This window comes from Streptomyces violascens, assembly GCF_014649955.1.
In the GTDB taxonomy this organism is placed as follows: Bacteria; Actinomycetota; Actinomycetes; order Streptomycetales; family Streptomycetaceae; genus Streptomyces; species Streptomyces violascens.
Window position 1 is genome coordinate 170619 of the sequence record NZ_BMUA01000004.1, and the last position, 21786, is coordinate 192404.

17 protein-coding genes are annotated in these 21786 nt (G+C 71.1%); 12 read left to right on the top strand and 5 right to left on the bottom strand.

Translation table 11 applies throughout. The features are described from left to right. The first annotated feature begins 14 nt into the window (after positions 1-14). Positions 15-1070: an LLM class F420-dependent oxidoreductase gene (locus IE206_RS11760; protein ID WP_189962055.1), complete on the top strand. Its 1056-nt coding sequence runs from the start codon at positions 15-17 to the stop codon at positions 1068-1070. 255 nt (positions 1071-1325) lie between these two features. After that, on the top strand, positions 1326-2114 hold the full coding sequence (locus tag IE206_RS11765; protein ID WP_189962056.1) for a ferritin-like domain-containing protein: 789 nt from the start codon (positions 1326-1328) through the stop codon (positions 2112-2114). A gap of 1 nt (position 2115) precedes the next feature. Here the strand turns inward: IE206_RS11765 and corA are convergent, their stop codons facing one another. Continuing rightward, positions 2116-3111 (bottom strand): magnesium/cobalt transporter CorA, encoded by a 996-nt coding sequence (gene corA / locus IE206_RS11770; protein ID WP_189962057.1) that lies wholly within the window; start codon positions 3109-3111, stop codon positions 2116-2118. Between the two features lie 59 nt (positions 3112-3170). Here corA and IE206_RS11775 point away from each other — a divergent pair, with 59 nt between their 5' ends. From IE206_RS11775 to IE206_RS11795, 5 genes are all read left to right on the top strand, one after another. Beyond that, positions 3171-3857 (top strand): histidine phosphatase family protein, encoded by a 687-nt coding sequence (locus tag IE206_RS11775; RefSeq protein WP_189962058.1) that lies wholly within the window; start codon positions 3171-3173, stop codon positions 3855-3857. Positions 3858-3925: 68 nt separating this feature from the next. Then, positions 3926-4516, top strand: a complete 591-nt coding sequence (locus IE206_RS11780; RefSeq protein ID WP_189962059.1) for a DUF3090 domain-containing protein — start codon at positions 3926-3928, stop codon at positions 4514-4516. After that, positions 4480-5301, top strand: a complete 822-nt coding sequence (locus IE206_RS11785) for an SCO1664 family protein (protein WP_189962060.1) — start codon at positions 4480-4482, stop codon at positions 5299-5301. Before IE206_RS11780 ends, IE206_RS11785 begins: the two co-directional genes overlap by 37 nt. A 428-nt stretch (positions 5302-5729) precedes the next feature. Then, positions 5730-6959, top strand: a complete 1230-nt coding sequence (mshC, locus tag IE206_RS11790; RefSeq protein ID WP_189962061.1) for a cysteine--1-D-myo-inosityl 2-amino-2-deoxy-alpha-D-glucopyranoside ligase — start codon at positions 5730-5732, stop codon at positions 6957-6959. 136 nt (positions 6960-7095) lie between these two features. Then, the gene (locus tag IE206_RS11795) at positions 7096-10143 is read left to right on the top strand and encodes an NPCBM/NEW2 domain-containing protein (protein WP_189962062.1); all 3048 of its coding nucleotides are present in this window, start codon (positions 7096-7098) and stop codon (positions 10141-10143) included. 61 nt (positions 10144-10204) lie between these two features. On the opposite strand, the gene IE206_RS11800 is transcribed toward IE206_RS11795, so the two are convergent. From IE206_RS11800 to IE206_RS11815, 4 genes are all read right to left on the bottom strand, one after another. Continuing rightward, positions 10205-10753 carry a hypothetical protein gene (locus tag IE206_RS11800; protein WP_189962063.1) on the bottom strand — a complete coding sequence of 183 codons (549 nt, stop codon included), beginning with the start codon at positions 10751-10753 and terminating at the stop codon, positions 10205-10207. Positions 10754-10807: 54 nt separating this feature from the next. Continuing rightward, positions 10808-12544: a S8 family peptidase gene (locus IE206_RS11805; protein WP_189962064.1), complete on the bottom strand. Its 1737-nt coding sequence runs from the start codon at positions 12542-12544 to the stop codon at positions 10808-10810. A 444-nt stretch (positions 12545-12988) separates the two neighbouring features. Beyond that, positions 12989-14386, bottom strand: coding sequence for an NADP-dependent succinic semialdehyde dehydrogenase (locus IE206_RS11810; RefSeq protein ID WP_189962065.1), 1398 nt, complete (start codon positions 14384-14386; stop codon positions 12989-12991). 89 nt (positions 14387-14475) lie between these two features. Beyond that, a complete protein-coding gene (locus IE206_RS11815) occupies positions 14476-15459 on the bottom strand; it encodes a PAC2 family protein (protein ID WP_189962066.1) in 984 nt (327 codons plus the stop codon). 379 nt (positions 15460-15838) lie between these two features. On the opposite strand from IE206_RS11815, the gene IE206_RS11820 reads away from it, so the two are divergent. The 5 genes from IE206_RS11820 to IE206_RS11840 are packed head-to-tail and all read left to right on the top strand — an operon-like array spanning position 15839 to position 21615. Further along, the gene (locus tag IE206_RS11820) at positions 15839-17158 is read left to right on the top strand and encodes an enolase C-terminal domain-like protein (RefSeq protein WP_189962067.1); all 1320 of its coding nucleotides are present in this window, start codon (positions 15839-15841) and stop codon (positions 17156-17158) included. Then, the gene (locus tag IE206_RS11825; RefSeq protein ID WP_189962068.1) at positions 17155-17931 is read left to right on the top strand and encodes an SDR family NAD(P)-dependent oxidoreductase; all 777 of its coding nucleotides are present in this window, start codon (positions 17155-17157) and stop codon (positions 17929-17931) included. Before IE206_RS11820 ends, IE206_RS11825 begins: the two co-directional genes overlap by 4 nt. A gap of 26 nt (positions 17932-17957) precedes the next feature. Further along, positions 17958-18995: a sugar ABC transporter substrate-binding protein gene (locus IE206_RS11830; RefSeq protein ID WP_189962069.1), complete on the top strand. Its 1038-nt coding sequence runs from the start codon at positions 17958-17960 to the stop codon at positions 18993-18995. Between the two features lie 59 nt (positions 18996-19054). Continuing rightward, the gene (locus IE206_RS11835) at positions 19055-20587 is read left to right on the top strand and encodes a sugar ABC transporter ATP-binding protein (protein ID WP_189962070.1); all 1533 of its coding nucleotides are present in this window, start codon (positions 19055-19057) and stop codon (positions 20585-20587) included. Beyond that, on the top strand, positions 20584-21615 hold the full coding sequence (locus IE206_RS11840) for an ABC transporter permease (protein WP_189962071.1): 1032 nt from the start codon (positions 20584-20586) through the stop codon (positions 21613-21615). Before IE206_RS11835 ends, IE206_RS11840 begins: the two co-directional genes overlap by 4 nt. Positions 21616-21786 lie beyond the last annotated feature (171 nt).

The following is a 21786-nucleotide window of genomic DNA, read 5'->3' on the forward strand; positions in this document are numbered from 1 at the left end:
AAGGGGATTCGGCCATGCGGCTCGGCATCAACCTCGGCTACTGGGGCGCGGGAATGGACGGCGACAACCTTGCCGTCGCCAAGGAGGCGGACAAGCTCGGCTACGACGTCTGCTGGGCGGCCGAGGCCTACGGCTCGGACGCGCCTACCGTCCTCGCCTGGGTCGCGGCCCAGACCGAGCGCATCGACGTGGGCTCCGCGATCCTCCAGATCCCGGCCCGCCAGCCCGCCATGACCGCGATGACGGCCGCCACCCTCGACTCCCTCTCCGGTGGCCGCTTCCGCCTGGGCCTCGGCGTCTCGGGACCGCAGGTCTCCGAGGGCTGGTACGGCGTCAAGTTCGACAAGCCGCTCGCCCGCACCCGGGAGTACGTCGAGATCGTCCGCAAGGCGATGACGCGGGAGCGGCTCTCCTACGAGGGCGAGCACTGGACGCTGCCGCTGCCCGGCGGCCCCGGCAAGCCCATCAAGCTGACCGTGCACCCCGAGCGCGAGCACATCCCGCTCTACATCGCCGCGATCGGTCCCAAGAACCTGGAGCAGACGGGCGAGATCGCCGACGGCGCGCTGCTGATCTTCCCGGCCGCCGAGCACATCGAGGCCACCGCGATCTCCCACATCCGCGCGGGCCGCGAGAAGGCCGGCCTGACCATGGACGGCTTCGACGTCTGCCCGACGCTGCCGATCTCGCTGGGTGCCGACGCGGACGTCCCCGCACTCGCCGACATGTTCCGCCCGTACACCGCGCTGTACGTCGGCGGCATGGGCAGCCGCAAGCAGAACTTCTACAACCAGCTCGCCCAGCGCATGGGGTACGAGAAGGAGGCCGCCGAGATCCAGGACAAGTACCTGTCCGGCGACAAGGCGGGCGCGGGCGCCGCGGTGCCGCAGCAGCTCATCGACTCGACCACGCTGCTCGGCTCGGTCGAGCGGATCGCCGACCGGATGCAGGCGTACGCGGCCTCCGGCGTCACCACGCTGACCCTGGCCCCGGCCGGCTTCACGCTCGACGAACGGCTCGCCTCGCTGCGCGCGGGCACCGAGGCGCTGGAGCGCGCGGGCCTCGCGTAGGGAACGTCCCAGGGGATCCGTCCAGGAGATCGTCCCAGGGGATTGTCTCTGCGGCCGTGGTGGGGGCTCGGGGGGTCTTCCCCGCCACGGCCGTCATGTCTGACAACGCCCCGACACGCCGCCCGGTTACGGCGATGTGGGCACCGCACATTCCTTCGTTCGGCCCAGTGGAGCCCGACCCCCTGTTGCCGCCGGTGGTTCGCCGCATTTGACTCGGTTTCGCATGGTCACTGTGCGCACCCCGGAGGTACGGCGATGCTCTCGGCCAAGAGTCTGTTCCAGGAGATCCTCGACCACGACGAGTCGTTCCGGCTCTTCTGCTCCATAGCGGCCAGCGGCGAGTCCCAGGGCGGCTGGGAGAACGGCCGGATCGCCTCCCTCCTGCCCCAGAGCTGCCGCGACCTCGCCCCCAAGGTCGCCCGGCACGGCGCCGACGAGGACAAGCACGGACGGATCTTCAACGCGCTGCTGAAGAGGCGCTGCCTGAGCCCCGTCGACGTACCGCCCGACACCGACTACACGATGCTGCTCGAACAGCACGGCATCGGGCTCGGTCACGAACAGCTCCGGGGCGAGGCGCCGCTCACCGAACAGGACGTCGTCGTCTACCTCGCCCACAGCCGGGTCACCGAACAGCGCGCCTCCGAACAGATGGCACTCCTGCGCAGACACTTCGGCTCGGACCCCGACATCGGCCGGGCGGTGCGGATGATCTCCGACGACGAGGACAACCACCTGGCGTACTGCCACGAGGAGTTGCTGCGCCTGGCCCGGGCCGGACACGGCCCCGTGATCCAGCGCGTACTGCGCGAGTGCGCGCTCGCCGAGATCCGCGTGTACCGCGATGTCAGCCTCGCAGTGATGGCTCACATGGGACGGATCCTCGCCTGGCCGCGCACCAAGGCGGCGGTCCTCGCGGCGGGCATCCACGCGGTGTACGCCTACGAACGGCTCGGCGGGTGGCGGCGGATGGTCAGCCTCACCATGCCCGAGCGGCGCGACGCCCTTGGCGGCCCCGCCGTCCCCGCACCGGGATTCGCCTGAGCTACAGCCAGCCCCGGCGCTTGAACAGCCGGTACAGGGAGATTTCGAGCACCACCATCAGGAGGATCACCGCCGGGTAGCCCCACCACCAGTGGAGCTCCGGCATGTGGTCGAAGTTCATGCCGTAGACGCCGGCCACCATCGTGGGAACCGCCGCCATCGCCGCCCACGCCGAGATCTTCCGCATGTCGTCGTTCTGGCGGACGCTCACCTGGGCGAGATGGGCCGAGAGGATGTCGGAGAGCAGCCGGTCCAGGCCCTCCACCGCCTCGTTGGTCTTCATCAGGTGGTCGTCCACATCGCGGAAGAACGGCTGCGACTTGGCGTTCACGAACGGCACGCCCGCGCTCGCGAGGCGCTGCACGGGCTGCGCGAGCGGGCCGGTCGCCCGGCGGAACTCCAGGAGCTGCCGCTTGAAGGTGTAGATCCGCGAGGCCGTGTTCTTGGTGTCGCCGCCACCCGTCGGCGAGAAGATCTGCGCCTCCAGCTCCTCCAGGTCGGTCTGGAGCTCCGCCGCCACCTCCGTGTAGTGGTCGACGACCGCGTCGCTCACCGCGTACAGGACCGTCGTCGGCCCGTGCTTGAGGAGCTCCGGCTCTGCCTCCAGCCTGCGCCGCACCGCCTTGAGCGGGGCGCCCTCGCCGTGCCGGACGCTCACCACGAAGCAGTCGCCCACGAAGAGCATCAGCTCGCCGGAGGTCACGGTGTCGCCGTGCGGCTCGTACACCACCGGCTTCAGGACCATGAACAGCGAGTCGTCGTAGACCTCCAGCTTCGGCCGCTGATGCGCCTTCAGGGCATCCTCCACGGCCAGCCTGTGCAGTCCGAACTCGCTGCTGACCAGGTCGAATTCCTCCTCCGTCGGCTCGTAGAGGCCGAGCCACAGGAAGCTGTCGCCGATGGAGCGCGCCTGGTCGAGGGCGTCCGAGAAGTCCCTCGGGCCCTCGGTGCGGCGCCCCTCGCGGTAGATGGCACAGTCGACGATCATTGCGGGCATTGTCCCTTGATCGGGAGCCGCCCGCACCCGAGGGCGGCCGCACGCCTAGGCTGGCGCACATGGCCACGCTGATCCTCGTACGCCACGGACGTTCCACCGCCAACACGGCGGGGGTGCTGGCCGGCTGGACGCCGGGTGTCGCCCTCGACGAGCGCGGCCGCGCCCAGGCCGCCGCCCTGCCGGCCCGGCTCGCCTCCGTGCCGCTCGCCGCCGTCGTCACCAGCCCGCTGCAACGCTGCCGCGAGACCGTGCAGCCGCTCCTCGACGCCCGCCCCGGACTGACGCTGCACCCCGAGGACCTGATCGGCGAGTGCCACTACGGCGACTGGTCGGGCCGCAAGCTCTCCGAGCTCTCCACCGAACCGCTGATGGAGGTCGTGCAGCAGCACCCCTCCAACGCGGCCTTCCCCGGCGGCGAGTCGATGCGGGCCATGCAGGCCCGGGCCGTCGAGGCCGTACGGGACTGGAACACCCGGATCGAGACCGAGCACGGCCCCGACGCGGTCTACGCCATGTGCTCGCACGGCGACATCATCAAGTCGATCGTGGCGGACGCCCTCGGCATGCATCTCGACCTCTTCCAGCGGATCTCGGTGGAACCGTGTTCCCTCACCGTCATCCGTTACACCCGCCTGCGGCCCTTCCTCGTACGCCTCGGGGACACCGGCGACCTCGCCTCGCTCGCCCCGCGCGAGAAAGAGCCGGACGATCAGGCCGAGGTCGGTGGCGGTGCGGGAGCACCGTGATCGCCGCGCGCAGTAGGGTGGACGCGCCGAAAACCGCTGCTCCAACTCCGAACTAGGGAGACCAGAACGTGTCCCGTCAGGTGTTCTTCTACGACCCGCCGGACCGTTTCGTGGCCGGCACGGTCGGGCTGCCCGGGCGCCGTACGTTCTTCCTCCAGGCGTCCGCGGGCAGTCGCACCACCAGCGTCGCCCTGGAGAAGACCCAGGTCGCAGCCCTTGCCGAGCGGATCGACGAGCTGCTCGACGAGGTCGTGCGCAGGACCGGAGGAAACGCTCCTGTACCCGCCGTCGCCCCGCCCGACGTCACGGACACCGCGCCGCTCGACGCTCCCGTCGAGGAGGAGTTCCGGGTCGGCACCATGGCGCTGGCCTGGGACGGCGACGAACAACGCATGATCATCGAGGCGCAGGCCCTGGTCGAGCTCGACGCGGACACCGAGGACGACCTCGCCGAGGCCGAGGAGCGCATGCTCCAGGACGAGGAGAACGGCCCGCCGATGCTGCGGGTGCGCCTGACCGGAGCCCAGGCCCGGGCCTTCGCCAAGCGCGCCCTCGACGTCGTGAACGCGGGCCGGCCGCCGTGCCCGCTGTGCAGCCTGCCGCTCGACCCGGAAGGACACGTATGCCCGCGCCAGAACGGATACCGCCGCGGAGCCTGACCTCCGCCGAGCTCCTCGCCAAGGGTGAGCTCACCGTCCTCGGCCGGATCCGCGAGGCGTCCAACGCGGTCCTGTACTGCTCCGTCGCGTACGGGGACGACAGCGCGGAGTGCGTCTACAAGCCCGTCGCGGGGGAGCGGCCGCTGTGGGACTTCCCCGACGGCACGCTCGCCCAGCGCGAGGTCGCGGCGTACGAGGTGTCGCAGGCGACCGGCTGGGATCTCGTGCCGCCCACCGTGCTGCGCGACGGGCCCTACGGCGAGGGCATGGTCCAGCTGTGGATCGAGCCGGTCGAGGAAGACTCCGGGCTGCTCGCGCTCGTCGACGACGAGGAGCCGGCCGAGGGCTGGAAGGCGGTCGCGCTCGCCGAGGTCGGCGAAGGCCGCACCGCGCTGCTCGTGCACGCGGACGACGACCGGCTGCGGCGGCTCGCCGTGCTCGACGCGGTGATCAACAACGGGGATCGCAAGGGCGGGCATCTGCTGCCCGCGCCCGGCGGGCGGCTGTACGGGATCGATCACGGGGTCACGTTCAACGTGGACGACAAGTTGCGGACGCTGCTGTGGGGGTGGGCGGGTGAGCCGCTCACCTCGGAGGCGGTGGGCGCCCTGAAGGGCCTGGCCGAGGCCCTTCGGCCCCGGGAGCCCCTTGCCGTCCGGCTGGGTGGGCTGATCACGGCGGCGGAGGTGGAGGCGGTGCGGGGGCGGGTTGCCGCGCTGCTGTCGGCGGGGGTCCACCCGGCCCCCTCCGGCGAGTGGCCATCGATCCCGTGGCCACCGGTCTGAGACCGTTCCCCGGCCGGGGCTCCGCCCCGGACTCTTTGGCCCCTCCCCGCCCCTTCCCGAAAGCCTCCGGCGGATGGGGGAGGGTGCGGTCAGGTCCGGTGCCGGTCGGCCGCGGATCGTGCGTGGCCGGTCGCGCAGTTCCCCGCGCCCCTGGCAGCGTCCATGCTGGTCAGCACCGGGGCATTTCAGCCCGTCCGGCGTTTGAGGACGAGCGCCGTTCGGGGCGACGGGGTCTGGTGCGGAGCCCCAGGAGAACCGGCTTCACCCACTTCCCACCCCCGGAGGGTTTCGGGAAGGGGTGGGGCGGGGCGCCTCTCGGGGCCTGGCGGAGCCCCGGCACAACCGGGCCACCTTGCGCAAGAGGGCCTATTCGGCCAAGCGCGGGGTCCGGTTCGTATCCGGAACCCGCGTCCGGTTACGCTCAAGACATGCATGCCTGGCCCGCTTCTGAGGTCCCCGCCCTGCCCGGCAAGGGCCGCGACCTCCGGATCCACGACACCGCGACCGGCGGTCGAGTCACCCTCGACCCCGGTCCCGTCGCCCGCATCTACGTCTGCGGGATCACCCCGTACGACGCGACCCACATGGGTCACGCGGCGACCTACAACGCGTTCGACCTCGTTCAGCGCGTGTGGCTCGACACCAAGCGGCAGGTTCACTACGTCCAGAACGTGACGGACGTGGACGACCCCTTGCTGGAGCGAGCCATCCGCGACGGCAAGGACTGGGTGGAGCTCGCCGAGGGCGAGACCGCGCTGTTCCGCGAGGACATGACCGCCCTGCGCCTGCTCCCCCCGAAGCACTACATCGGCGCGGTCGAGTCGATACCCGGGATCGTCCCGCTGGTCGAACGGCTGCGGGACGCGGGAGCCGCGTACGAGCTCGAAGGGGACATCTACTTCTCCGTCGAGAGCGACCCGCACTTCGGCGCGGTCTCGCACTACGACGCCGCCGCCATGAAGGCGCTGTCCGCCGAGCGCGGCGGCGACCCCGAGCGGCCCGGCAAGAAGAACCCGCTCGACCCGATGCTGTGGATGGCCGCCCGCGAGGGCGAGCCGAGCTGGGACGGCGCCTCCCTCGGGCGCGGCCGCCCCGGCTGGCACATCGAGTGCGTCGCCATCGCCCTCGACCACCTCGGCATGGGCTTCGACGTGCAGGGCGGCGGCTCCGACCTGATCTTCCCGCACCACGAGATGGGCGCATCCCACGCCCAGGCGCTGACCGGCGAGTACCCCTTCGCCAAGGCGTACGTACACGCCGGCATGGTCGCCCTGGACGGCGAGAAGATGTCCAAGTCCAAGGGCAACCTGGTCTTCGTCTCGAAGCTGCGGCGCGACGGCGTCGACCCGGCCGCCATCCGCCTCACCCTGCTCGCCCACCACTACCGGGCCGACTGGGAGTGGACCGACCAGGTGCTCCGGGACGCCCTCGATCGCCTCGGGCGCTGGCGCGCCGCCGTGTCGCGGCCCGACGGCCCGTCCGCGGACGCGCTGGTCGAGGAGGTCCGCGAGGCCCTCGCCGACGACCTCGACGCGCCCGCCGCCCTCGCCGCGGTGGACCGCTGGGCCGAGCGCCAGGACGCCGAAGGCGGCACCGACGAGGCCGCCCCGGGTCTCGTCTCCCGCACGGTCGACGCCCTCCTCGGCGTCGCCCTGTAAGGATCAACCGGCTCTGCCCGCACCGCCCTTGGACTCCTCGTGAGTCCGGGGGCGGTTTCGTTTTTTCCTCGGCCCGCCCCATGTTTCCTCGGCCCACCCCATGGTCCAATGCTCGTTTGTGCGCTAAACACGCTCTATGCAATCACCAATACGCACGAGAGTGGCGCTCGCGGGTGCGGCCGTGCTCGGTCTGCTCGGGGTGTTCGCGGGGCCGGGCAGCGCGCAGGCCGCGCCGCCCGCCGACACCCCCGCCGCCACCTCCGTAGGGAACGTGACCGGCTTCGAGGCCGCCGCGGGCTCCGTCTTCACGCTGCACGCGGGTGCGGCCGAGGCCCGGGTCCGCTTCGTCACCGCCGACACCTTCCGCATCGAACTCGCCCCGGACGGAAAGTTCACCGACCCGACCGGCTCCGACATCGTCCTGCCGCAGGGCAAGCCGCCGGCCGCCCGCTGGAAGGACAAGGGTGACCGCTACGAGCTGAGCACCGACAGGGTCACCCTGCGCGCCTTCAAGTCCCCGCTCCGCTTCGCCCTCTACAAGGCGGACGGCACCCAGCTCTGGACCGAGACCAAGCCGCTGAGCTGGACCAAGGACACCACCACCCAGACCCTGTCGCGCGGCGCCACCGAGCAGTTCTACGGCGGCGGCATGCAGAACGGCCGTGGCAACACCTCGCACCGCGACCGGACGGTGCAGGTCGGCGTCGACGACAACTGGAACGACGGCGGCCACCCCAACTCCGTCCCGTTCTACCTCTCGACGGCCGGTTACGGCGTCTTCCGCAACACCTACGCCCCCAATACGTACGTCTTCGGGCAGCCCGTCACCGCGAGCGCCAAGGAACAGCGCTTCGACGCCTACTACTTCGCGGGCGATGCCAAGCAAGTCATCGGCGACTACACCCAGTTGACCGGAAAGCCGTTCCTGCCGCCGGTCTACGGGCTCGAACCCGGCGACTCCGACTGCTATCTGCACAACGCCAACCGCGGAGAGCGCCACACCCTCGACGCCCTCAAGGTCGCCGACGCGTACAAGACCAACGACATGCCCAACGGCTGGATGCTCGTCAACGACGGCTACGGCTGCGGTTACGAGAATCTCGCCGAGACGGCCAAGGGCCTGCAGCACGACTCCATGCACATGGGGCTGTGGACCGAGGACGGTCTCGACAAGCTCGCCGACCAGGTCAAGGCGGGCCAGCGCGTCGCCAAGCTCGACGTCGCCTGGGTCGGCGACGGGTACAAGCACGCGCTCGACGGCTGCAAGGCCGCCTACCAGGGCATCGAGGCCAACAGCGACGCGCGCGGCTTCACCTGGGCCCCGGAGAGCTGGTCGGGCGCGCAGCGCTGCGGCGTCCAGTGGTCCGGCGACCAGTCGGGCAGCTGGGACTACATCCGCTGGCAGATACCGACCTACGCGGGCGCGACCCTGTCCGGCCTCGCCTACACCAGCGGCGACATCGACGGCATCTTCGGCGGCAGCCCGAAGACGTACACGCGCGACCTCCAGTGGAAGTCGTTCCTGCCCGCCGTGATGACGATGGACGGCTGGGCCGCCGGCGACAAGCAGCCCTACCAGTACGGCGAGCCGTACACCTCCATCAACCGCGGCTATCTCAAGCTCAAGGAGTCGCTCCTTCCCTACATGTACTCCTACGCCCACGAGGCGACGAAGACCGGAGTCGGCCCCGTCCGTCCGCTGGCGCTCGAATACCCCGACGACCCGAAGGCGGCGACCGACGCCGCCAAGTACGAGTTCCTGTCCGGCGAGGACTTCCTGGTCGCGCCGGTCTACCAGGACTCGACCGTACGCAACGGGATCTACCTCCCCAAAGGCACCTGGATCGACTACTGGAGCGGGCGCACCTACCAGGGCCCGACCACCGTCGACCATTACAGTGCGCCCCTCGACACGCTGCCGCTGTTCGTGAAGGCGGGCGCCGCCGTCCCGATGTGGCCCGGCATCCGCTCCTACCAGGACCGCACCGCCGACTCGCCGCTGGCCTGGGACATCTACCCGCAGGGCCGCTCCTCCTTCCAGCTGTACGAGGACGACGGTGTGACGCGGGCGAACCGGACCGGCGCCTTCGCCACCCAGCGCACAGACGTCTCGGCTCCGCAGCGCGGCTCGGGCGACGTGCGGGTCCAAGTGGGCGCCGGCAAGGGGGAGTTCACGGGCAAGCAGACCACCCGCCCCTACGAGCTGACCGTGCACACGGGCAGCGCGCCCGTCAAGGTCGAGGTCCAGGGGCGGCAGCTCGCGCGGCTCGGCTCGAAGGCCGCGTACGACAAGGCCGCCACGGGCTGGTTCTACGACCCGAGCGACCGGGGCGGCGTAGTGCTGGTGAAGACCGCGAGCCTGCGCACGGACAAGGCGTTCGAGGTGAAGCTCAAGGACACCAGCGCCGTCGGCGGCCGCACCCCGGGCGACCGGGTCGCGCTGGCCGCGCCCGCCGGGCAGGAGCTCGGCGCCGGTGCGCCCGGCAAGGTGGCGGTGGACGTCACCGCCGGGGCCAAGGACGCGACCGGCGTCCAGGTGTCCGTCGCCGCGCCGGCCGGGTGGACCGTAACCCCGCCCGCCGCGCTCGACCGCGTCCCGGCCGGCACCACCCGGCGCGTCGAGGTGGGCGTCACTCCGGCCAAGGGCACCAAGCCCGGCGAGATCACGCTGAACCTCAACTCGTCCTCCGGACAGGGGAGTTCACAGCAGCGGATCGCGGTCTCCGTGATGCCGGCGCCGCCCGCGGCCGACACCTGGGCCAGTGACATGGTCTGGCTGACGTCTTCCAACGGATACGGGCCGCCCGAACGCGACCGCTCCAACGGCGAGTCCGGGGCGGCCGACGGCCACACCCTCACGCTCGCCGGGAAGACGTACGCCAAGGGCATCGGCGCCCACGCCGACTCCGACATCGAGGTCTACACCGGCGGGCGCTGCACCGCCTTCACCGCCGACGCCGGCATCGACGACGAGATCAACGGCTACGGGGAGGTCGCCTTCTCCGTGGAGGCGGACGGCAAGGTCCTGTGGACCTCGCCGAAGGTGACCGGAGCCTCCGCGACCGTGCCGGTGAACGTGCCCCTCGGTGGCGCCCGGCACGTCCATCTGAAGATCACCGACACCAACGGCTCCAAGTCCGGCGACCACGGGGACTGGGCCGGCGCCAAGTTCAGCTGCGCCTAGATATACGGCGGGCGCCGGGCGGGGATGTCCCCACCCGGCGCCCTCTGTGCGGGAGTTGGCGCTACTGCTTGTTCACCACGATCGCCTGGATGACGCTGTTGGTGTTGTCGTAGAACCCGATGACCTGCTGCCCGAACGCGAAGGCCTCCTGGACCTCGTCATGGGTGACGGGGTTCGGGTTCGCGAGCTGGCGCCAGGCGCCGTCGATGAACAAGTACAGGATCGACGGCTGGCCGGGCAGCGGGGTCACGACATCCCAGAACTTCGTGGCGATGCCGCTGACCAGGGCGGCGCTGTTGACCGCGGCGGGCAGCACGAGCGGCTGGCCGATGCCCTGCTGCTGACCCTGCTGGCCGCCCATCTGCTGGAGCAGCTGCTGGTAGGGCTGCTGCTGGCCGAGCTGCTGGAGCTGCTGCTGGATCTGCGGCGGCAGCTGCTGGCCGATGCCCTGCTGGCCGTACTGCGGGGTGAAGCCCTGCTGGCCGTAGCCCTGCTGCTGGCCGAAGCCCTGAGGCGGGGAGGTGCTGGGGCCCTGCTGGCCCATCTGCTGGCCGTACTGCTGCTGTTGGTGCATCTGGTGCTGCTGGCTCATCTGCGGGGTGGTGCTCATGCGGGTGTCACCTTCCCTGTTGTGAGTTCCGTTGGCTGTCCGGTGTCCGGGGACTCAGCTGGCGACCACCAGGCCGACGACCTCGTCGTCCGAGAACCAGACCCGTATGTCCGGCCGTCCGGCCGCGAAGGCGGAGTGCACCGCCTGGCGGAGTTCGGGCGCGGGATTGTTCAGGTTGCGCCATGCCCCGGCCACGAACAGCCGGAGCCTCGGGGGCAGTTCATGGGGGTACGGGATCAGTTCGTCCCAGTACCGCTCGGCCTGACCGGTGCCGACCGTCGAGGGCATCAGACGGGTCACCGCGGCCTTGATGTCGGGCCGGTTGCCGATGCGCTGCGAGGCGGGGCGGCCCGGCGCGTCCTGCTGCGGCGAACCGGACGACCGCAGGATCGTACGGGCCTGCTCCGGCGTCATCGGGTCCTGCCCGGTGGCCTTCAGCATGCCCTGCAGCGAAGCGAGGGCGCCGACCACGATGGGCGCGGCCGAGGACGTCCCGGAGAACGTGTCCGTGTACCAGGCGATCTCCTCGGTGCCACCCTGGAGGTCGCCCTCCCGGTGCCAGAACCCGCCGGTCGTGGTGGTCTCGCGGCCCCAGCCCTGGGCGTCCAGGCGGGCGCCGTAGTTGGAGAACGCGAGCCGCGAGCGGTCCGGGCCGTGGTCGCGGCCGTGCGTGCCGGGCGGCGGTGCGCCCGCGCCCACCAGGACCGCGCCCGAGGACTGGTTGGACGGGTTGAACGGGTTGCGCCAGTCCTGCGGGAAGCCCTCGGGTCGCCGCTCGTACAGCGCGTCGTCCAGGCTCTCGCCGCCGTTGCCGCCGGCCGCCACCACCAGGACGCCCTTCGCGGTCGCCCAGCGGATCGCCGCGAAGTCGTCCGGCCACCACTCGATCGGGATGTAGCCCACCTGGTCGTCCCGGTCCTGGAAGTCGGACCTGGGCCCCGGGCGGTGCAGTTCGATCAGGACGATGTCGCCGGGCGAGAGCCGGTCGGCCGCGGCGTGGATCGCCGCCGCCGTGCCGATGCCCTGGAACGAGGCGGCCGCCGTGACCGCCTCCGGGGCGATCCCGGTGATGCCCTTCTCGTCCCGGTCGCCGCCGATGATCCCGAGCACGGCCGTGCCGTGGTTGCGCCACGCCACGTCCTGCACCGGGTTGCCGACCACGATCCCGGCGAGCTTCTCCACCAGGTCCTCGTGGCCCAGCTGCCAGGCGCCCTCCACGTCGATGACGGTGACGCCCTCGCCGGAACCGCCCGGCCGCAGCCACGCCCAGTAGGCGTCGACGCCCTCGGGCGCGGGGTTCAGATAGCCCTGCCGGCCGGTGTAGTCGGGCGTCGCAGGGGCGCCCTCCTTCAGCCGCTTGATGGTCTCCTCGTCGCGTCCCGTCATCGAGGCGGGCACGGCGCCCGGCTTCACGTACGCCGTCTCGACCTCGGGCAGCGCGGCGAGCCGTGCGCTCAGCTCCGTGGCCCGCTCGCCGCCACCGCGTACCCGGTAGTAGAGGGACAGGTCCGGGAGCGCCTCGCGGGAGGTGCCCTGCGGGACCTGGGCCAGTCGCTCCTCGCGGCCGAACAGCGGCTCCAGGGCGATCTGTTCGTCGGCGAGGAACATCGAGAGAGCCGAGGTGTCGGCCCCGGAAGCCGAGCGGATGCCCTCGGCGCCGACGCGCAGCCGGGCCTCGGCCCGCGCGACGACGATCAGTTCCGGCTCGGCTCCGTGATAGGTGAATCCAGCTCCATCGGGTCCTGGCCCCGCCGTTCCGGGGCCCTGGCCCGGGTGAATCCGATCGGTCATCGCTTCCGCCGCTCCCCTCGGGTGCTGTGCTTGGCGTGCCTACGGGGACACACCTTGCTACCGGAGCGGCGGAACGTAAACCCCGCTGGCGCGAACAAAGTTTGAAATCAAGCTGAATGGGCAACCCGTGCATTTGGACCGGAAACCGATGTCACGCCGCAATTCCGCCAAAGACGGTTGAGTTTGGCGGGGCGCCGGGAACTTCGAGCGGCCTCTGTGACAGGGAGGTTGACGCGTCTGCGCGGGGTGGCCGGAACGCGCCCACGGTTGGACCACGGCGGTCCCGGGCCCGCCTTCCGGATTCCGACGCCGCCGGGTTCGGCGTACGACCGGTTACCCGTACTGATGGCGGTCGGCCAAGCCCCGCGCCCCGAAGGGCGCGGGGAACTGAGCGACCCGCCCCCACCGGCCCGCGGTCGAATACCCGCACTTCGTGCCCGGCGCTCAGCTGCTCGCGCCGTGCCAAACGGTCGTGACGTTGCAGAACTCCCGAATGCCGTGGGCAGACAGCTCCCGCCCGTACCCAGACCGCTTGATCCCTCCGAAGGGGAACGCAGGGTGCGACGCGGTCATCCCGTTGAAGAACACCCCGCCCGCCTGAAGGTCCCGAACACAGCGCTCGACCTCGCCGTCGTCGCGGGTCCAGACGTTCGAACTCAGGCCGAACGGCGAGTCGTTGGCGACCGACACCGCCTCGTCGAGGTCCCGCACCCGGTACAGCGTGGCGACCGGGCCGAAGGTCTCCTCCTGGTGGATCCGCATGTCCTGGGTGATGCCCGCCAGGACGGTGGGCAGGTAGAACCAGCCCCGCTCGCTTCCCTCGGGACGGCTTCCACCGCACAGCGCGGTCGCTCCCTTGCGTACGGCGTCGTCGACGAGCTCCTCCAGGTCGGTCCGGCCCTGCTCGCTCGCAAGCGGGCCCACGTTCGTGTCCTCCAGGAGCGGGTCGCCGACCTTCAACTCCCGCATTCCTGCCGTGAATCGCTCGGCGAACGCGTCGTAGACGTCGGTGTGGACGATGAAGCGCTTCGCGGCGATGCAGGACTGGCCGTTGTTCTGCACCCGGGCGGTCACCGCGGTCCGCGCGGCCCGATCCACATCGGCGGAGGGCAGGACGAGGTAGGGGTCGCTGCCGCCGAGTTCGAGCACCGTCTTCTTGATCTCGTCGCCGCAGATCGCCGCCACCGAGCGGCCCGCCGGCTCGCTGCCGGTCAGTGTCGCGGCCGCCACCCGCCGGTCGCGCAGCACCTTCTCGACGCCGTCGGAGCCGATGAGCAGGGTCTGGAAGCAGCCCTCGGGGAAGCCCGCCCGGCGGAACAGGTCCTCCAGGTACAGCGCCGTCTGCGGCACGTTCGAGGCGTGCTTGAGCAGGCCGACGTTGCCCGCCATCAGTGCGGGCGCCGCGAACCGTACGACCTGCCAGAGCGGGAAGTTCCACGGCATCACGGCGAGGATCACGCCGAGCGGCCGGTAGTGGACCCTGCACCGCTCGGCCCCGGAGTCCCGGACGTCGTCCTCGGCGGGCTCCTCGTCGGCGAGCAGGGCGGCCGCGTGCTCGGCGTACCAGCGCATCGCCTTCGCGCACTTCGCCGCCTCGGCCCGGGCGGCCGCGACGGGCTTGCCCATCTCCAGGGTCATGGTGCGCGCGATGTCGTCCCGGTCGCCGTCGAGCAGGTCGGCGGCCCGCAGCACCAGCCGCGTGCGTTCGTCGAAGCCGGTCGTGCGGTAGTCGGCGAAGGCGGCCCCGGCCGTGGCGAGGCGGCGCTCCACCTCCTCGGGCCCCATGGCACCGAAGCTCTTGAGCGTCTCACCGGTAGCCGGATTCACCGTGGCGATGGCCATGACGTACGACACCTCCCGAAGGCACTGGTCCTTCGACCTTCCCGCGCGAGGGGAGGCGCCGCAACGCGAACCGGAGCCGGGCCCGGGGGCTACTCCTCGGAGGTGTCCTCGCCGGGGTCCTCCGTCTTCGGCGGCTTCGGGGGCCGGGTGCGCCCGCTGGAGGTGTCCCGCAGGTACGAGCCGTCGCCCTCGGTCGCGTGACCGCCCGCCGTGGCCTGGCCGGGGCCGGGACCGCCGTCCCGGCGCCGCAGGTACCGCTCGAATTCGCGGGCGATCGCCTCGCCGGACGCCTCGGGCAGGTCCGCGGTGTCGCGCGCCTCCTCCAGCGTCTGGACGTACTCGGCCACCTCGCTGTCCTCGGCGGCCAGTTGGTCGACGCCGAGCTGCCAGGCCCGGGCGTCCTCGGCGAGTTCGCCGAGCGGAATCCTGAGGTCGATCAGGTCTTCCAGACGGTTGAGCAGGGCGAGCGTGGCCTTGGGGTTCGGCGGCTGGGACACGTAGTGCGGCACCGCGGCCCAGAGGCTGACCGCGGGAACTCCCGCATGCGTGCAGGCCTCCTGGAGGATGCCGACGATGCCGGTCGGGCCCTCGTACCGGGTCTCCTCCAGATCCATGGTCCGCGCCAGGTCCGGGTCGGAGGTCACGCCGCTGACCGGCACCGGCCGGGTGTGCGGGGTGTCGCCGAGCAGCGCGCCCAGGATCACCACCATCTCCACGCCCAGCTCGTGCGCGAAGCCCAGGATCTCGTTGCAGAACGAGCGCCAGCGCATCGACGGCTCGATGCCGCGCACCAGGACCAGATCGCGCGGCTTGTCGCCGCCGACCCGCACCACGGAGAGCCGGGTGGTCGGCCATGTGATCTTGCGGACCCCGCCGTCCAGCCACACGGTCGGCCGGTTCACCTGGAAGTCGTAGTAGTCCTCCGCGTCCAGCGCCGCGAAGACCTCGCCCTTCCACGCCCCGTCCAGGTGCGCGACAGCGGAGGAGGCGGCGTCGCCCGCGTCGTTCCAGCCCTCGAACGCGGCGATCATGACCGGGTCGACCAGCTCGGGAACGCCCTCCAGCTCGATCACCCAGTGCCTCCCTCAGAAGTTCCCTTGCGTACGTCCCAACCTTACGGCTTCAGACCTACCCAGCCGCAGCCCCCGTGCACGGCCCTCCGGCGCCGGGAGTGACGGAGGAATGAAGGGGTCCCTGGCGGGGCAACAGCACACTCGGATGCCGATTCATCCGAGCTGTGGGCCGTAAGTTCCTGCAGCACCCTGGACGCTGGCGCTCGGGCGAGGATATACATCGGATGACCGGAAGAGATCCGATGTCCACACGGATGTTCCCGTAAAGGTTCCTGCGGACGTTCGTTCAGTGATTCATCGGTTCATTGCGGCGAAGATCCACGGGTAGTGCCGCGGGTAGTGCCATGGGCAGATCCACGTGTTCATCCAGGGGGCGTGCATGAGGCCGAGCGTCACGGGGTTCGAGGTACACGACATCCGCTTTCCCACCTCGGAACGGCTCGACGGCTCGGACGCCATGAATCCGGACCCCGACTACTCGGCCGCCTATGTGGTGCTGCGCACCGACGGCGGCCACGAGGGCCACGGCTTCGTCTTCACCATCGGCCGAGGCAACGAGGTGACCGCCGCCGCCATCGAGGCGCTGCGGCCCTACGTCGTCGGCCGCCCGGCTCCGACTTCCGCGGCCGACCTCGCCGTCCTGCACCACGACCTCACCCACGACTCCCAACTCCGCTGGCTGGGGCCGGAGAAGGGGGTCATGCACATGGCGGCGGGCGCCGTCGTCAACGCCGCATGGGACCTGGCGGCCACCACGGCGGGCCTGCCCGTGTGGGAGTTTCTCGCCTCGATGTCGCCCGAGGACCTGGTCTCGCTCGTCGACTTCCGCTATCTCACGGACGTACTGACCAGGGACGAGGCGCTCGCCATCCTGCGTGCCGCCGAACCCGGCCGCACAGAGCGGGCCCGGCTCCTTCGTGAAGAGGGCTACCCCGCGTACACCACCTCGCCCGGCTGGCTCGGCTACGACGACGCCAAGCTGGTCCGCCTCGCCAAGGAGGCCGTCGCCGACGGCTTCGTCCAGATCAAGCTGAAGGTCGGCGCCGACCTCGACGACGACGTCCGCAGACTGAGCCTGGCCCGCGCCGCCGTGGGCCCCGGCATCCGCATCGCCGTGGATGCCAACCAGCGCTGGGACGTCTGCGAAGCCATCCGCTGGATGGCCGCGCTCGCCCCGTACGAGCCGCACTGGATCGAGGAGCCGACCAGCCCCGACGACATCCTCGGCCACGCCGCCGTGCGGGCCGGGCAGCCGGTGAAGGTCGCCACCGGCGAACACGTCGCCAACCGGGTCGTGTTCAAACAGCTCCTCCAGGCGGGCGCCGTCGACTTCGTGCAGATCGACGCGGCCCGGGTGGCCGGGGTGAACGAGAACCTGGCGATCCTGCTGCTCGCCGCCAAGTACGGCGTGCCGGTCTGCCCGCACGCGGGCGGGGTCGGCCTGTGCGAACTCGTCCAGCACCTCGCCATGTTCGACTTCGTCGCCGTCTCCGGCAGCCGCGAGGACCGGGTCATCGAGTACGTCGACCACCTGCACGAGCACTTCGCGGCGCCCGCCGTCGTCGAGGCCGGCCACTACCGCGCCCCGACCGCCCCGGGCTTCTCCGCCCGTATGCACCCCGCCACCCTCGCCGCCTACCGCTACCCGGACGGGCCGCAGTGGCTGGCCCGCCGACCGGCCCAGGAGGTCACCTCATGAGCAGTGCAAGGGACTTCGAGGGCATGGCGGCCCTCGTCACGGGCGGCGCCTCGGGCATCGGCGCCGCCGTCGCCGAGCTCCTCATGGAGCGCGGCGCCCGCGTCGCCGTACTCGACCGGGACGTGAAGGGCGCCCCACCCGGCACCCTCGCCCTGGAGGCCGACGTCACCGACGACGCGGGCGTACGGGACGCGGTCGCCCGGGCCGTGGGCGAATTCGGCGCCCTGCACACCGTCGTCTCCAACGCGGGCGTCGGCGCCGTCGGCACCGTCGAGGACAACGACGACGCCGAATGGCACCGCGTCCTCGACGTGAACGTCCTCGGCATGGTCAGGGTCGCCCGGCACGCGCTGCCCCATCTGCGACGCGCGGCCGGGGAGCGGCCCGGCCGCGCGTCCCTCACCCAGACCTGTTCCATCGCCGCCACCGCCGGCCTGCCGCAGCGCGCCCTGTACAGCGCGGCCAAGGGCGCCGTCCTCTCCCTCACCCTCGCGATGGCCGCCGACCATGTGCGCGAGGGGGTGCGGGTCAACTGCGTCAACCCCGGCACTGCCGACACCCCCTGGGTCGCCCGGCTGCTCGACCGGGCGGACGACCCGGAGGCCGAACGCGCCGCTCTGCGGGCCCGCCAGCCGATGGGGCGCCTCGTCTCGGCTGCCGAGGTCGCCGCCGCGATCGCCTACCTCGCAAGCCCGGCGGCGGCCGCCGTCACCGGCACGGCCCTCGCCGTGGACGGCGGCATGCAGGGCCTGCGCCTGCGACCGAGTACCTGAGCCGCAACTCCACCAAGGACGGGACCATGAGAGTGCGTACGACAACTGCCGCCGCCTGCACCGCACTTGTCGCGGTCGCGTTGCTCACCGGCTGCAACCGCGAGTCCGGCGGCGGTACCGGATCGAAGAAGGTCGGCATCGACCTGCCGCGCAGCGACAGCGACTTCTGGAACTCCTACCAGCAGTACATCGAGAAGGGCGTCAAGTCCGGCGAGGTCTCCGCGCTGCCCCTCACCAACTCCCAGAACGACGTGGGCAAGCTGGTCGCCGACGTCACCGCCTTCACCGACCAGGGTGCCAAGGCGGTCGTCATGGCCCCGCAGGACACCGGCGCGATCGCCTCCACCCTCCAGAGCCTGAACCAGCGCAAGATCCCGGTCATCAGCGTCGACACCCGCCCCGACAAGGGCGATGTCTACATGGTCGTACGCGCCGACAACAAGGCGTACGGCGAGAAGGCCTGCAAGTACCTGGGGGAGCGGCTCAAGGGCAAGGGAGAAGTCGCCGAATTCCAGGGCGACCTGAGCTCCATCAACGGGCGGGACCGCTCCGAGGCGTTCAAGTCCTGCATGGACAAGAGCTACCCCGGCATCAAGGTCTACGAGCTGGCCACCGACTGGAAGGGCGACGTCGCCTCCGCCAAGCTCCAGTCCACGCTCGCCGCCCACCCCGGTCTGAACGGCATCTACATGCAGGCCGGCGGGGTCTTCCTCCAGCCGACCCTCGCCCTGCTCCAGCAGAAGGGCCGGCTCCTGCCGCCGGGCGCCGCCGGTCACATCGCGATCGTCTCCAACGACGGCATCCCCGAGGAGTTCGACGCGATCAAGGCCGGAAAGATCGACGCGACCGTCTCGCAGCCCGCCGACCTCTACGCCAAGTACGCGCTGTACTACGCGAAGGCGGCCCTGGACGGCAAGACGTTCAAGGTCGGCCCGACCGACCACGGCTCGAACATCATCAAGATCGACAACGGCTACGAGGACCAGCTGCCGGCACCCCTGGTCACCAAGGACAACGTGAACGACGCCTCGCTGTGGGCGAACCAGCTACAGAAGACGAGCTAGCCATGGCACACGGACCGGACGGGCCGGCCGCGGCACCCGAAGCAGCACAAGGGCGGGGCATGGGGTCCGAACCCGCTCTGCACGCGCACGGCATCGTCAAACGCTTCGGGCCCACGCTCGCCCTCGACGGCGTCGGCCTGACCGTGCGGCCCGGTGAATCGCACGCCCTGGTCGGCCGCAACGGCGCCGGGAAGTCCACCCTGGTCGGGGTGGTCACGGGCCTTCACCGGCCGGACGCGGGAGCCGTCACGTTCGGCGGCGCGCCCGCACCGGCCTTCGGCGACCGCGCCGGCTGGCAGTCCAAGGTCGCCTGCGTCTACCAGAAGTCCATGGTCGTCCCGGACCTGACCGTCGCCGAGAACCTGTTCCTGAACCGCTTCGAGGGGGAACGCATCCGCTGGAGCCGGCTGCGCCGCCGCGCCCGTGACCTCCTCGCCGAGTACGGGGTGAACGTCGATCCGGATGCCCGCGCCGGTCAACTCCCGGTGGAACAGCGGCAGTTCGTCGAGATCGCCCGCGCCCTGTCGTTCGGCGCCCGCCTGATCGTCCTGGACGAACCGACCGCCCAGCTCGACGCACGCGGCATCCAGCGCCTGTTCACCAAGCTCCGCGAACTCCAGGCGCAGGGCGTGGCGTTCCTGTTCATCTCGCACCACCTCCAGGAGGTGTACGACCTGTGCACCGCGGTCACCGTCTACCGCGACGCCCGCCGGGTCCTCACGTCCTCCGTCGCCGACCTGCCCAAGGACGAGCTGGTCGCGGCGATGACGGGGGAGCGGGCAGGCGCGGCCGGGACCTCCTGGCGTGCGGCCTCGGGTCCCGCCCGGACGTCGTCGGAACCGGCCCTGCGGGCCGAAGGGCTCGCGCTGGACGGGGAGTTCGAGGCGCTCGACCTGGCGGTGCACCCCGGCGAGGTGCTCGGGGTCGCCGGGGCCGCGGCCAGCGGGAACACCGCGCTCGGCGAGACCCTGGCCGGGATGCGCCGGGCCGGCGCGGGCCGGGTCACCGTACAGGGCAGAGCGGTGAAACCGGGCAGCGTGCCGCACGCGCTCGACGCGGGCATCGGCTACATCCCGGAGGACCGGCACCGCCAGGGCCTCGTCCCGGACCGCTCGGTCGCCGAGAACGCGACGCTCACGGTGACCGACCGGCTCGGGCCCTGGGGGACCGTACTCCCTTCCAGAACAAGGGAGTTCGCGCTCTCGATGATCGGCTCGCTCGACATCAGGACGCGGGGTCCCGAGCAGCCGGTGTCGGGCCTTTCGGGCGGCAACCAGCAGAAGGTCGTGGTGGCCCGTGCGCTCGCCCGCACACCGGTGGTCCTGGTGGCGGTACGCCCCACGGCGGGCGTGGACGTGAAATCCAAGGACGCGCTCCTCGGTGTGGTGCGGCGGGTGGCCGACGAGGGCAGCGCCGCGGTGATCGTCTCCGACGAACTCGACGACCTCAGGGTCTGCGACCGGGTGCTCGTGCTGTTCCACGGGCGGGTCGTCGCGGAATACGGCAGCGGGTGGACCGACCGGGAGTTGGTCGCGGCGATGGAAGGTGTGCGGGACGTGGAAGGTGTCGAGAGGACGGGGGAGCGGTCATGACCGATACGGCGACCGAGGCACCGGCGGGCGTACGGGATGCGAGCCCGCTCGGGCGTCTGGCCCACATCCGCTGGAGCGACTTCTCCCTCGTGCCCGTGATCCTCGTCCTGATGGTCATCGGCTTCATCGTCTCGCCGGTGTTCCTCACCTCGGGCAACCTGATCAGCGTCATCCAGCAGTCCTCCGAGCTGAGCCTGCTGGTGCTCGGCCAGGCCCTGATCCTGATCTGCGGGCGGATGGACCTGTCCCTGGAGTCGACGATCGGCATCGCGCCGGTCATCGCGATGTGGCTGGTCCTGCCGTCCTCGGCGCCGGCCGGCCGCTTCACGGGCGTCGGCCTGCTGCCCGGCTGGACGGCGATCCCGGTGTGCCTCCTGGTCGGCCTGGCGATCGGCGCGTTCAACGGCTTCCTGATGCTGAAGCTGAACGTCAACGGGTTCATCGCGACGCTCGGGATGCTGACGATGCTGCGGGGTCTGCACGTCGGCATCACGGGCGGGCGCTCGATCATCGACATGCCGCCGTCCTTCCGCTACCTCGGCATGACGGACTGGCTCGGCGTGCCCGCCGCGGTCTGGATCTGCCTCGCGCTCTTCGCGATCGGCGGGGCGGCCCTTGCGTGGCTGCGGCACGGGCGGGCGCTGTACGCGATCGGCGGGAACGCGGAGGCGGCGCGGGCGGCGGGGATCCGGGTGGACCGGGTGACGTGGATCGTGCTGGCGGTGGGCGGTCTGCTGGCCGCGTTCGCGGGGATTCTGTATACGGGGCACTACGGTTCGGTCGCGGCGAACCAGGGGAACGGGTGGATCTTCCAGGTGTTCGCGGCGGCGGTGATCGGGGGGATCTCCCTGAAGGGCGGGCGGGGCACGCTCTTCGGTGCGCTGACGGGTGTGCTCACGCTCCAACTGGTGGTGAACGTGATGACGCTGGGCGGCGTCCCCGCCCTGTGGAACCAGTTCCTGAACGGAGCGATCATCATCGTGGCGCTGGTGATCAGCCGCTTCGCAAGCGGCGAAAAACAGGACTAGCCCTGCCTCTTCGATCCTGCCCGGGGCGCGGGGCTGTGACATTGTGCGGCTCCGCCGCGTGGGCGCGAGCAACTACGCACGGTCCGCGGCCGAAAGGGGGTGTGAGGGGCGCGGGGAACTGCGCATTGGGGCGGGGCAGGAAGTCGGATACCCTCTCGCGGTTGGGTTTGG